Here is a 12,411-nt window from a genome sequence, read left to right as displayed (position 1 = left end):
CTTCAGTGGTTCCTCGGCGGTCCCTCAGTGGCCGGCCGAACTGGTCGCCGGGCGCCCCGCACCCCCCGCCGACGCCGTGACGAGCCGGTTGCGCGCCCGTCCCATGAGTTCTTCGCGTTCGTCCTCGGTCAAGCCGCCCCACACGCCGTACGGCTCACGCACCTGTAGCGCGTGAGCTGCGCACTCTGCACGTACGGGGCACCTCATGCACACCTCTTTGGCCGAGTTCTCACGGGCGCTGCGCGCCGCCCCCCGCTCGCCCTCCGGGTGAAAGAAGAGCGAGCTGTCGACCCCGCGGCAGGCCGCGAGGAGCTGCCAGTCCCACAGATCTGCGTTCGGTCCGGGAAGGCGGGAGAAATCTGCCATTGCGTTGTCCCCTTGTAGCCGTTGTGACGCGGATACGGTGCCCATGACCGTACATCTACTGTCTAAGGAGATGAAAATATGACTCATTGAGAATCTAGCTACAGACACCAGCGGATGGGAAGAAAAGCGGCCGAATGGGGCATAGGTTGTGGGGAAACCTTGTGAGTACGCCGCGCTGCCCTTGCCGTGTGCGGCCCCTCACGTAGAGTGCCGAACCAGGCCGTCCGACCCGTAACTCTTTCGGGTGACCGTCGTTGAGAGTGCAGAGGCGGTTGCAACACCGAGGGGTTCGGGCAGATGTCCGGATCGCTCGGAGAGGGTCGACCGCACAGGTGACGATTTCGTACCAGCCTGGAGGCTCAAGGTGACGCGCATCAGCTGCGGAGGACGGTCATGACATCCGTCCTCGTCTGCGACGACTCCCCGCTTGCCCGAGAAGCGCTCCGCCGCGCGGTCGCGACCGTGCCCGGCGTCGAGCGCGTGACGACCGCGGCCAACGGCGAGGAAGTCCTCCGCCGCTGGGGCGCCGACCGCTCGGACCTGATTCTGATGGACGTACGCATGCCCGGTCTGGGCGGCGTCGAGACGGTCCGGCGGCTGCTGTCCGCCGACCCCGGTGCGCGCATCATCATGCTCACCGTGGCCGAGGACCTGGACGGCGTGGCCCTCGCGGTCGCCGCCGGTGCCCGTGGATACCTGCACAAGGACGCCTCGCGCGCCGAGCTGCGGGCCACGGTGACGCAGGCGCTCGCCGACCCGACGTGGCGGCTCGCCCCGCGCCGGCTCCGCTCGGCCGAGATGGGCGCCGCGCCCACGCTCACCGCGCGCGAGATCCAGGTGCTCGAGGGGATGAGCCACGGGCGGTCCAACGCGGAGATCGGGCGCGAGCTCTTCCTCTCCGAGGACACCGTGAAGACGCATGCCCGGCGCTTGTTCAAGAAGCTCGGCGCGTCCGACCGGGCGCACGCGGTCGCGCTGGGTTTCCGGTGGGGGCTCGTTCGATAACGCCTGAGGCTCGGGGTTGGTGGTCGTTCTCGCGCGACTGGCCCGCCGTCGTGGCTGGTCGCGCAGTTCCCCGCGCCCCCTCAGGCGCACTTCGTGCGCCCCGGAGACGTTCGGCGTGGGCGTCGCTGTCTCGTTTCGCGTCGGATGCCGCATCCTTGATGTGTGGAGTTCCTCGGGAACGACGAGTCGGGCGAACAGGGTCAGCGAGAGGGGAGGGCGCAGGAGATGAGTTCCGGCGCACCTGTCCATGACGCTTCTGTCCATAACGCTTCGGTGCACAACCAGGGGCGCGGTGCCGCGGACCGCGCCTCGGCAAGGCACCATGGATCGATGCGCGACGACGAGACAGTGACCCCTCAGGGGGGCATCGGCACACTCGTCGGCCGCGCCGTCGACGGCGACGAGCAGGCCACGCACGATCTGCTCGCGCACGTCCATCCCCTGGCCATCCGCTACTGCCGCACGCGGCTGTCGCGGCTCCCGGGGGACGCGCGGCACTTCGTGGAGGACCTCGCGCAGGAGGTCTGCGTCGCGGTGCTCCTCGCCCTGCCGCGCTACAAGGACACCGGCCGGCCCTTCGAGGCCTTCGTCTTCGCCATCGCCGCGCACAAGGTCGCCGACCTGCAGCGCGCGGCCATGCGCGGGCCCGGGTCCACGGCCGTGCCCTCCGACGAGATGCCCGAGCGGCCCGACGACTCTCTCGGCCCGGAGGAGCGCGCGCTGCTCAGCAGTGACGCCGCATGGGCGAAGAAACTGCTCGCCAACCTTCCGGAGAACCAGCGGGAGCTGCTCCTGCTGCGCATCGCTGTCGGGCTCACCGCGGAGGAGACCGGGCAGATGTTGGGCATGTCACCCGGCGCCGTCCGGGTCGCCCAGCACCGCGCGCTCAGCCGCCTGCGAGCCCTGGCGGAGCAGTGAATCCGGCCGTAGCGGCCAGGTGACGCACGACCCCTGTGGCAGACGTGTGAACGTACAAAGTCTGCCGATGATCTTGCTCGTGGAATGAGACGGGTCCTGTTCCCGTTAGCATGGACATCCGCACCGATCAAGGCCATTTGGGGAAGGTGTCATGACTGCAAACGTCGACGGAGTGCCCGCTAAATTCGCGACACTCGGGCTGACCTACGACGACGTGCTGCTGCTGCCGGGCTCGTCGGACATGGCGCCCGACGACATCGACACTTCCTCGCACGTGTCCAAGAACGTCAAGGTGAACATCCCGCTGCTGTCCGCGGCGATGGACAAGGTCACCGAGTCCCGCATGGCGATCGCCATGGCGCGGCAGGGCGGCGTCGGCGTGCTGCACCGCAACCTGTCCATCCAGGACCAGGCGAACCAGGTGGACCTGGTCAAGCGCTCCGAGTCCGGCATGGTCACCGACCCGATCACGGTGCACCCGGACGCGACGCTCGGCGAGGCCGACGCGATCTGTGCCAAGTTCCGGATCTCCGGCGTCCCGGTGACCGACCCGGCGGGCAAGCTGCTCGGCATCGTCACCAACCGCGACATGGCCTTCGAGTCCGACCGCACCCGGCAGGTGCGCGAGGTCATGACGCCGATGCCGCTCGTGACCGGCAAGGTCGGCATCTCCGGCGTCGACGCCATGGAGCTGCTGCGCCGCCACAAGATCGAGAAGCTTCCGCTGGTCGACGAGGCGGGCGTCCTCAAGGGCCTCATCACCGTCAAGGACTTCGTCAAGGCGGAGAAGTACCCGAACGCCGCGAAGGACTCCGGGGGCCGGCTGCTCGTCGGTGCCGCCGTCGGTGTCGCCGGTGACGCCTTCGAGCGCGCCCAGGCGCTGATCGAGGCGGGCGTCGACTTCATCGTCGTCGACACCGCGCACGGCCACTCGCGCCTCGTCGGCGACATGGTCGCCAAGATCAAGTCCAACCACGCGGGCGTCGACGTCATCGGTGGCAACATCGCGACGCGCGACGGCGCCCAGGCGCTCATCGACGCGGGCGTCGACGGCATCAAGGTCGGCGTCGGCCCGGGCTCCATCTGCACCACCCGCGTGGTCGCCGGTATCGGCGTCCCGCAGGTCACCGCCATCTACGAGGCCTCGCTCGCCGCGAAGGCGGCCGGTGTCCCGGTCATCGGCGACGGCGGCCTGCAGTACTCGGGCGACATCGCCAAGGCGCTCGTCGCGGGCGCCGACACCGTGATGCTCGGCTCGCTGCTCGCGGGCTGCGAGGAGTCGCCGGGCGAGCTGATGTTCATCAACGGCAAGCAGTTCAAGTCGTACCGCGGCATGGGCTCGCTGGGCGCCATGCAGACGCGCGGCGAGCGCAAGTCGTTCTCGAAGGACCGCTACTTCCAGGAGGGCGTCGCCTCCGACGAGCAGCTGATCCCCGAAGGCATCGAGGGCCAGGTGCCCTACCGCGGCCCGCTGTCCTCGGTCGTCCACCAGCTCACCGGCGGACTGCGCCAGTCGATGTTCTACGTCGGCGGCCGCACCGTGCCGGACCTGCAGGCCAACGGCAAGTTCGTCCGCATCACGTCGGCGGGTCTCAAGGAGAGCCACCCGCACGACATCCAGATGACGGTCGAGGCGCCGAACTACAGCCGCAAGTAGCCGTACGCCCATGAGGGGCGGTCCCGGACACTCCGGGGCCGCCCCTCACGCGCGTGTCGGGGATACTGGTACGCGCAGACCAAGAGGGAAAGGCCCCACAACGTGACTGAGATCGAGATCGGGCGCGGCAAGCGCGGCCGCCGCGCGTACGCCTTCGACGACATCGCCGTCGTGCCGAGCCGGCGCACCCGCGATCCGAAGGAGGTCTCGATCGCCTGGCAGATCGACGCCTACCGCTTCGAGCTGCCGTTCCTCGCGGCCCCGATGGACTCCGTCGTCTCGCCCGCCACCGCGATCCGCATCGGTGAGCTCGGCGGCCTCGGCGTGCTGAACCTCGAGGGTCTGTGGACCCGGTACGAGGACCCGCAGCCGCTGCTCGACGAGATCACGGAGCTGGACCCGGAGACCGCCACGCGCCGCCTCCAGGAGATCTACTCGGCCCCGATCCAGGCCGACCTGATCAAGCAGCGCATCAAGGAGGTGCGCGACTCCGGTGTCGTCACCGCCGCCGCGCTCTCCCCGCAGCGCACCGCCGAGTTCTCCAAGGCCGTGGTGGACGCGGGCGTCGACCTGTTCATCATCCGCGGCACGACGGTCTCGGCCGAGCACGTCTCCGGTGCCGCCGAGCCGCTGAACCTGAAGCAGTTCATCTACGAGCTGGACGTGCCGGTCATCGTCGGCGGCTGCGCCACGTACACCGCCGCGCTGCACCTGATGCGGACCGGCGCGGCCGGTGTCCTCGTCGGCTTCGGCGGCGGCGCCGCGCACACCACGCGCAACGTGCTGGGCATCCAGGTGCCGATGGCGACCGCGGTGGCCGACGTCGCCGCCGCGCGCCGCGACTACATGGACGAGTCCGGCGGCCGCTACGTGCACGTCATCGCCGACGGCGGCGTGGGCTGGTCCGGCGACCTGCCCAAGGCCATCGCCTGCGGCGCGGACGCCGTGATGATGGGCTCGCCGCTCGCCCGCGCGACGGACGCGCCGGGTCGCGGTCACCACTGGGGCATGGAGGCCGTCCACGAGGACGTGCCGCGCGGCAAGAAGGTCGACCTCGGCACGGTCGGCACGACGGAGGAGGTCCTCACGGGCCCGTCGCACCGCCCTGACGGCTCGATGAACTTCTTCGGCGCCCTCAAGCGCGCGATGGCCACGACCGGCTACAGCGAGCTCAAGGAGTTCCAGAGGGTCGAGGTCACGGTGGCTGACTCCCAGCACCGTCGCTGACGCTGTGTCGTAGCAGGACATGAGCGGGGCCCCACCGATCCGGTGGGGCCCCGCTCATATGTGGTGAGCGCTGCTTACAGCGCGGCCTTCTTCGAGCTGCCGAACGCCGCGATGGCGCCGACCGCCATGAAGACATAGGTCAGGACGTCGGACTCCGACTTCCAGGCCTCGTTGATGATCTCGAAGTGGTCGAAGAGGGCCTCGAAGAAGCCGATGTTCGCGTAGTCCGCGAAGGCCATCGCGAGGCCGGATATCTGGCCGAGGTACACGGCGACCAGGGAGATCACGGCGCAGATGAAGGGCAGGGCCTCGTTGCGGCCGCCGATCTTGCCCGCGGTGAAGCCGACGACGGCGCCGACGGCCACGGCCGCGTAGCCGATCTCGTGCTCGGTGGCCTTCATGATGGCGCCGTAGATCCCGGCGAGCACGAGGGCGACGACCACGGCGGCGAGGATCGCCAGGCCGGTGTTGCCGCTGCGGGCGGCCGGCGGGGGCGGGAAGCCCATCGGGGCCTGGCCCTGCTGCTGGGGGAACGGGGCGTAGGGCTGGCCCGGGGCGGGCGGCTGCTGCTGCGGGTAGCCGTAGCCGGGCTGCTGCGGCTGCTGCTGGGCGTAGGGGTTGTTGTTGTCCTGTGGCGGTGGCGGCTGGGTCATGCGGTCCCCCATGTGAGTGAACACTGGTACGGATGTACGCAGCGGGGCCGCACAGTAGCAGTCAGAGACGGTGGGCCGCCCCCGCCGGAGTGACGCCTCTGGTGTCCAGGAGGAGTTGGGCCTTGACCGCGAGGCCCTGGAGGTCGTACGTGCGGTGCGGCTGGAGCAGGATCGTCAGGTCGGCGTCGGCGGCCGCCTCGTAGAGGGAGTCGGCGCGGGGGACCGGGCGGGCCAGCACGTTCCAGGACGGGACGTACGGGTCGTGGTAGCTGACGGACGCGCCGAACTGCATGAGGCGGGTGGCGATCTCCTCGGCCGGGGTGGCCTGCTGGTCGGCGAGGTCGGGCTTGTAGGTGACGCCGAGGAGCAGGACGCGGGCGCCGCGGGCCGACTTGCCGTGCTCGTTGAGGAGGGCGGCGGCGCGCTGGACGACGTAGGTCGGCATGTGGTCGTTGACCTGGCGGGCCAGTTCGACCATGCGCAGCGGGCGGGTGGGCAGGTGGGGGGAGGTCAGGTCCTGGGGGAGGGCGTGGCCGCCGACGCCGGGGCCGGGGCGGAAGGCCTGGAAGCCGAAGGGCTTGGTCTCGGCGCAGCGGATGACGTCCCACAGGTCTACGCCGAGGTCGTGGCAGAGCACGGCCATCTCGTTGACCAGCGCGATGTTGACGTGCCGGTAGTTGGTCTCCAGGAGGTGGACGGTCTCGGCCTCGCGGGGGCCGCGGGCCCGTACGACCTTGTCGGTGAGCCGGCTGTAGAAGGCGGCGGCGGACTCGGTGCAGGCGGGGGTGAGGCCGCCGATCACCTTGGGCGTCGCGGTGTACGGGTGCGAGCGGCTGCCCGGGTCGACCCGGCCGGGGGCGTGCGCGAGGTGGAAGTCGCGGCCGGCGCGCAGCCCGGAGCCCTCCTCGAGGACGGGCAGGAGCAGGGTCTCCGTGGCGCCGGGCGGGACCGGCGACTCGACGACGACGGTGGTGTGCGGGCGCAGGTGCGCGGCGAGGGTGCGGGTCGCGTCGAGGACCTGGGTCAGGCTCGGGGTGCCGTCGGGGCCCGGTGGGGTCGGGGCACAGATCACGGCGGTGCGGACCCGGGCCAGCTCGGCCGGGTTGGCGGTGGGGCGGAAGCCGGTGGCGAGCATGCGGCGGATGTCGGCGGCGGTCAGGGCCGTGCCGTCGCTGTCGCAGGGGAGCCGCCCCGCGGCCAGGTCGCGGGCGCGCACCTGGTCGTGGCCGACGGTCGCGATGCCGGCGGTGACGGCGGCCTGGGCGAGGGGCAGGCCGAGGTGGCCGAGGCCGATGACGGCGAGGTCTGCGGGCATGGCTGGTGCGTCCTTCCCGGGAGACGGACCGGCCTTTAGCCGGAGCGGGACGAGGGCGCAAGCCCTGTGGACAGGACGGGCGAGCGCACAGTCAGACTAGGAGTAAATATGACCGTTATGTGGCATTGCGCGATCATGGCCTGTCGCATGTCGCCGAACCGGGGTACGCGCGGGTGGGGCGCGGCCGGAAGCCGTCGGGGTTGTCCACAGGCGGCGGGACAGTGGTGGCCGGAATCGGGCAGCCGGGACAGAATCGGGAGCATGCCGCACCGGGGGTGACACCGGCCGGCCCGGGTACATCTGGCGGTGAAGGCGGCGGCCGACGACAGCGGGAGGCAGCAGCATGAAGGCAGCGGCACTGGGACCCGAGGAGCGCGCGGAGGCCCTCGCGGGCATGGCCGAGCGTGAGCTGGACATTCTCGTCGTGGGCGCCGGGGTGGTCGGCGCGGGCACCGCGCTCGACGCGGTCACCCGCGGACTGTCCACGGGGCTCGTCGAGGCGCGCGACTGGGCGTCCGGCACGTCCAGCCGCTCCAGCAAGCTGATCCACGGCGGACTCAGGTATCTGGAGATGCTGGACTTCGCGCTCGTGCGGGAGGCGCTGAAGGAGCGCGGACTGCTGCTCGAACGGCTCGCGCCGCACCTCGTCAAGCCCGTGCCGTTCCTGTACCCGCTCCAGCACAAGGGCTGGGAGCGGCTCTACGCGGGCTCCGGCGTCGCGCTCTACGACGCGATGTCCATGGCCCGCGGGCACGGGCGCGGCCTGCCCATGCACCGGCACCTCAGTCGCAAGCACGCGCTGCGCGTGGCGCCCTGCCTCAAGAAGGACGCGCTCGTGGGCGCGCTCCAGTACTACGACGCCCAGATGGACGACGCCCGCTACGTCGCCACGCTGGTGCGCACCGCCGCCATGTACGGCGCCAAGGTCGCCAACCGGGCCCGGGTCACCGGGTTCCTGCGGGAGGGCGAGCGGGTCGTCGGGGCGCGGGTGCGGGACGGGGAGGGCGGCGGCGAGTACGAGATCCGCGCCCGGCAGGTGGTCAACGCGACGGGCGTGTGGACCGACGACACGCAGGCGATGGTCGGCGAGCGCGGCCAGTTCCACGTGCGCGCCTCCAAGGGCATCCACCTCGTCGTCCCCAAGGACCGGATCAACTCGACGACGGGACTCATTCTCCGTACGGAGAAGAGCGTGCTGTTCGTCATTCCGTGGGGGCGGCACTGGATCATCGGCACGACCGACACGGACTGGGACCTCGACAAGGCGCACCCGGCGGCCTCGAGCGCCGACATCGACTATCTGCTGGAGCACGTGAACTCGGTGCTCGGGGTGCCGCTCACGCGGGACGACGTCGAGGGGGTCTACGCGGGCCTGCGGCCGCTGCTCGCCGGGGAGTCCGACGCCACGAGCAAGCTGTCGCGCGAGCACACCGTCGCGCATCCGGTGCCCGGGCTCGTCGTCGTGGCGGGCGGCAAGTACACGACGTACCGGGTCATGGCGAAGGACGCCGTCGACGAGGCGGTGCACGCGCTCGACCAGCGGGTCGCGGAGTGCGTCACGGAGGACGTGCCGCTGGCGGGGGCGGAGGGGTACCGGGCGCTGTGGAACGCGCGGGCGCGGATCGCTGCGCAGACCGGGCTGCACGTGGTGCGGGTCGAGCATCTGCTCAACCGGTACGGCGCGTTGGCCGAGGAGGTGCTCGCGCTCATCGGCGAGGACCCCGGGCTCGGGGCGCCGCTCGGTGGCGCCGAGGACTATCTGCGGGCCGAGGTCGTGTACGCGGCCTCGCACGAGGGGGCGCGGCACCTCGACGACGTCCTGACCCGGCGTACGCGCATCTCCATCGAGACCTTCGACCGGGGGACGCGGTGCGCGAAGGAGGCGGCGGAGCTCATGGCGCCGGTGCTCGGCTGGGACAAGGACCAGGTCGAGCGGGAGGTCGAGCACTACGAGAAGCGGGTGGAGGCGGAGCGCGAGTCCCAGCTCCAGCCGGACGACCTGACGGCGGACGCGGCACGCCTGGGGGCGCCGGACATCGCGGCGCCGTAACCGGGTCCTTTCGGCCGCGCCCCTCTTGGTGCCGGGGCGCGGGGAACTACGCGCTCGGCCACGATGGCGCGGTGGCCGGGGGTGATGCTCGGCGCCTACGGTGAGAGCCGGAGGTGCGGGCCGGTGGGGGCTGGTCGCGCAGTTCCCCGCGCCCCTGAAATGCAGACGCTTCGCGTCGCATTTCCCCGCTCAAGGTGCGGGGTGCCTGTGGTCGGGGGAAGGCGCGGCAAAGCCGCATGCCTTCCAGGGGCGCGGGGAACTGCGCGAGCAACCACGACGGCGCGGCAGTCGGCGTGGATGCTCGGCGCCTGTGTCGAGAGCCTGTGGTGCGGGCTGCCCGCGGTCTTCTGGCTGACGGGGCGATGGCGCCCCGTCAGGGGCGCGGGGAACTGCGCGAGCAGCCACGATGGCGCGGCAGTCGGCGGAGGTGCTCGGCGTCACGGCGAGAGCCGGTGGCGCGGCTGTCCGCGGGATCCTCTGGGCGCCGGGGTGGTGGCGTCCCGTCAGGGGCGCGGGGAACTGCGCGAGCAACCACGATGGCGCGGCAGCCGGCCGAGATGCTCGGCGCCCACGGCGAGAGCCCGTGGGGCGGGCCTCCCAAAGGGCTGGGGCGGCCGGATCAGGGGCGGGAACTCGGCCACGTACTCGCCGAGTTCAGGCGTGCCCGCGCCTCAAGACAGGGCTTGCCACCCGTTGCGCGGAGCGGAAGAGTGGGGCCCGGTGCGGAGGCGGAACGTGGCGGACCGCTCTTCATCGGGCGCAACCGGACGTTCCTGACAGCCGCGCCGGGGGCCACCCTGGGCGCCGGACGGTCCCCGGGTGAGGGACAATGAAGGCTCTGTCAGGGCGGGTTGCAGAGGGGACGCAGTGTCGGAGGCGGAGCGGGCGGGCGAGGCCCGTCAGGACAACAGCACGCGTCGGGACTCTCAGGACGCCCGGCCCCCCAAGGATGCCCCGGCCCCCGAGGACGCCAAGGCGCCCCAGGACGCCGATCCCGGCCTGGACGCCAAGACCGGCCGGGACAGTGACGCGGCCCAGGATGCCAAGGCGGCCCAGGACGTCAAAGGCGGCCAGGACTCCGAGGCGGCTCAGGACGTCAAGGGCGGCCAGGACTTCAAGGCGGCCCAGGACGTCAAGGGCAGCCAGGACTCGAAGGCCGGCCAGGACTCCAAGCCCGGCCGCGACTCCAAGGCCGGTCAGGGCGGGAAGGCCAAGGATCCCCGGCGGGTGGACGACACGCCGTCCAAAGTCGAAGGGCGGCTGCTTTCCGGGCGGTACCGGCTCGGCGAGGTGCTCGGCCGGGGCGGCATGGGCACCGTATGGCGCGCGAAGGACGAGACGCTCGGCCGTACCGTCGCCGTCAAGGAGCTGCGCTTCCCGTCCGCGATCGACGAGGACGAGAAGCGCCGCCTGATCACCCGGACCCTGCGCGAGGCGAAGGCCATCGCCCGGATCCGGAACAACGGCGCGGTGACGGTCTTTGACGTGGTCGAAGAGGACGACCGCCCCTGGATCGTCATGGAGCTCATCGAGGGCAAGTCCCTCGCCGAGGCCGTCCGCGAGGACGGCCTGCTCGACCCCCGCCGCGCCGCGGAGGTCGGCCTCGCCATCCTCGACGTGCTGCGCGCCGCGCACCGCGAGGGCATCCTGCACCGCGACGTGAAGCCGTCCAACGTGCTGATCGCCGAGGACGGCCGCGTCGTCCTCACCGACTTCGGCATCGCCCAGGTGGAGGGCGACCCGTCCATCACCTCCACCGGCATGCTCGTCGGCGCCCCCTCCTACATCTCGCCCGAGCGCGCCCGCGGCCACAAGCCCGGCCCCGCCGCCGACCTGTGGTCCCTCGGCGGCCTGCTCTACGCCTCCGTCGAGGGCATCCCCCCGTACGACAAGGGGTCGGCGATCGCGACGCTGACCGCCGTGATGACCGAGCCGGTCGACCCGCCGCAGAACGCGGGACCGCTGGAGCCGGTCATCTACGGGCTGCTCGCCAAGGACCCGGACCAGCGACTCGACGACGCCGGCGCCCGCGCGCTGCTCACCGAGGTGCTGCACGCCCCGGAGCCGAAGCCCGCCCCCGCCCCCGAGCCGGAGCCGGTCGAGGCCACCAAGGTCGTACCGCTGCCGCCCCTGCCGCCGAAGCTGAAGAAGCGTCCCGCCAAGTCGGGTCCGGCCGTCGCCCCCGCCGCGGCGACCGGTGTCGCCGCCAAGGGCGAGGCCGCCGAGCGGCTGCGCGGCGCGCTGAGGTCGGTCCGCAACGCGGCGGCCGCGTCCCGCGCCAAGGACGGCGCGGCCACCACGACCGTCACGGGCGGCCCGGCACAGCCCGCGACCCCGCCGCGCACCCCCGCCAAGGCGTCGATCACCGACGTCGTACCGCGCCGCACGCTGGTGATCGCCGCGGTCGTCGCGGCCGTCCTGGTGCTCGGCAGCATCCTGGCGCTGTCCCTCAAGGGCGGCGACGACTCCGGCACCAAGGGCGGCGGCACGGCCGCCTCCGCCGGTGCCAGTGGCGGCGACGACGCCAAGGGACAGGACTCGGGCAAGGGCACGGGGGACAAGGGCCAGGGCGCCGACGACCACGCCCAGGGCTCCGGCGACAGCACCGCCGAGCCGAGCGGCAAGCCCGACGACGACGCCTCCGGTGACAGCGGCGCCGGCCAGGGCGCCTCGCCCGGCAGCGACACCGACGGCTCGAACGGCAGCACCGCCGAGCAGATCTACCGCCACCCGCAGGGCTTCTCCATCGGCCTGCCCAAGGGCTGGAAGTACGCGTCGACGAGCGCGGCCGGCGCCCGCTTCAACGGCCCGAAGGGGCAGAAGCTGCTCGTCGGCTGGACCAGCACGCCCAAGGACGACCCGGTCGGCGACTGGCGCAACCAGGAGAACTACATGCGCCGCTCCCAGTACGACCGGATCAGGATAGGGGCCGTCGAGTACCGCGGCTGGAACACGGCCGACTGGGAGTTCACCTACGTCGACGGCGGCACCAAGTACCGCACGATAGACCGCGGTTTCGTGGTGAACGGCTCGCAGGGCTACGCGCTGATGTACACCGCGAAGGACGCCGACTGGGGCAGCGCGCTGCGCAAGTCCACGTGGCGGACGTTCACACAGACGTTCAAGCCCAAGTCCTGACTCGGGGACCCGTTCTGCACGTATCGTGAGTGCTTGCGGACCGTGTGCGAACGGATGTGACGCCCGGTGACCACCGGGCGAG

At 71.6% G+C, this 12,411-nt stretch carries 9 protein-coding genes; 6 read left to right on the top strand and 3 right to left on the bottom strand.

The features are described 5' to 3' along the window. Positions 1–24: 24 nt before the first annotated feature. Entirely contained in the window at positions 25–366 is a 342-nt protein-coding gene (locus ACIBTU_RS27525) for a WhiB family transcriptional regulator (RefSeq protein WP_188337339.1), read from the bottom strand. 393 nt (positions 367–759) lie between these two features. Here ACIBTU_RS27525 and ACIBTU_RS27520 point away from each other — a divergent pair, with 393 nt between their 5' ends. From ACIBTU_RS27520 to ACIBTU_RS27505, 4 genes are all read left to right on the top strand, one after another. Beyond that, a complete protein-coding gene (locus ACIBTU_RS27520) occupies positions 760–1,371 on the top strand; it encodes a response regulator transcription factor (RefSeq protein WP_003948568.1) in 612 nt (203 codons plus the stop codon). A gap of 330 nt (positions 1,372–1,701) precedes the next feature. After that, complete coding sequence (locus tag ACIBTU_RS27515) at positions 1,702–2,289, top strand: sigma-70 family RNA polymerase sigma factor (protein ID WP_188337338.1); 588 nt, start codon at positions 1,702–1,704, stop codon at positions 2,287–2,289. Positions 2,290–2,440: 151 nt separating this feature from the next. Next, positions 2,441–3,946 carry an IMP dehydrogenase gene (gene guaB, locus ACIBTU_RS27510; RefSeq protein WP_399129154.1) on the top strand — a complete coding sequence of 502 codons (1,506 nt, stop codon included), beginning with the start codon at positions 2,441–2,443 and terminating at the stop codon, positions 3,944–3,946. 102 nt (positions 3,947–4,048) lie between these two features. Then, positions 4,049–5,173, top strand: a complete 1,125-nt coding sequence (locus ACIBTU_RS27505; protein ID WP_399129153.1) for a GuaB3 family IMP dehydrogenase-related protein — start codon at positions 4,049–4,051, stop codon at positions 5,171–5,173. A 74-nt stretch (positions 5,174–5,247) separates the two neighbouring features. Here ACIBTU_RS27505 and ACIBTU_RS27500 read toward each other — a convergent pair whose 3' ends face one another. Beyond that, positions 5,248–5,826 (bottom strand): hypothetical protein, encoded by a 579-nt coding sequence (locus tag ACIBTU_RS27500; protein ID WP_399129152.1) that lies wholly within the window; start codon positions 5,824–5,826, stop codon positions 5,248–5,250. Between the two features lie 61 nt (positions 5,827–5,887). After that, positions 5,888–7,141: a nucleotide sugar dehydrogenase gene (locus ACIBTU_RS27495; protein WP_399129151.1), complete on the bottom strand. Its 1,254-nt coding sequence runs from the start codon at positions 7,139–7,141 to the stop codon at positions 5,888–5,890. A 343-nt stretch (positions 7,142–7,484) separates the two neighbouring features. Here ACIBTU_RS27495 and ACIBTU_RS27490 point away from each other — a divergent pair, with 343 nt between their 5' ends. Together ACIBTU_RS27490 and ACIBTU_RS27485 are read left to right on the top strand one after the other, a co-directional pair. After that, positions 7,485–9,191 carry a glycerol-3-phosphate dehydrogenase/oxidase gene (locus ACIBTU_RS27490; protein WP_399129150.1) on the top strand — a complete coding sequence of 569 codons (1,707 nt, stop codon included), beginning with the start codon at positions 7,485–7,487 and terminating at the stop codon, positions 9,189–9,191. 1,227 nt (positions 9,192–10,418) lie between these two features. Continuing rightward, the gene (locus ACIBTU_RS27485; RefSeq protein ID WP_399129202.1) at positions 10,419–12,329 is read left to right on the top strand and encodes a serine/threonine-protein kinase; all 1,911 of its coding nucleotides are present in this window, start codon (positions 10,419–10,421) and stop codon (positions 12,327–12,329) included. Positions 12,330–12,411 lie beyond the last annotated feature (82 nt).

It is taken from the genome of Streptomyces sp. NPDC050145 (assembly GCF_044460245.1).
In the GTDB taxonomy this organism is placed as follows: Bacteria; Actinomycetota; Actinomycetes; order Streptomycetales; family Streptomycetaceae; genus Streptomyces.
Note: the sequence above shows the minus strand (reverse complement) of the source record. Positions and strands in the feature narration are given on the sequence as shown.

What these genes read in the sequence shown, in the direction of transcription:
- ACIBTU_RS27525 (WP_188337339.1), bottom strand. Translation starts at nt 366, where the DNA reads ATGGCAGATTTCTCCCGCCTTCCCGGACCGAACGCAGATCTGTGGGAC.
- ACIBTU_RS27520 (WP_003948568.1), top strand. Translation starts at nt 760, where the DNA reads ATGACATCCGTCCTCGTCTGCGACGACTCCCCGCTTGCCCGAGAAGCG.
- ACIBTU_RS27515 (WP_188337338.1), top strand. Translation starts at nt 1,702, where the DNA reads ATGCGCGACGACGAGACAGTGACCCCTCAGGGGGGCATCGGCACACTC.
- guaB (WP_399129154.1), top strand. Translation starts at nt 2,441, where the DNA reads ATGACTGCAAACGTCGACGGAGTGCCCGCTAAATTCGCGACACTCGGG.
- ACIBTU_RS27500 (WP_399129152.1), bottom strand. Translation starts at nt 5,826, where the DNA reads ATGACCCAGCCGCCACCGCCACAGGACAACAACAACCCCTACGCCCAG.
- ACIBTU_RS27495 (WP_399129151.1), bottom strand. Translation starts at nt 7,141, where the DNA reads ATGCCCGCAGACCTCGCCGTCATCGGCCTCGGCCACCTCGGCCTGCCC.
- ACIBTU_RS27490 (WP_399129150.1), top strand. Translation starts at nt 7,485, where the DNA reads ATGAAGGCAGCGGCACTGGGACCCGAGGAGCGCGCGGAGGCCCTCGCG.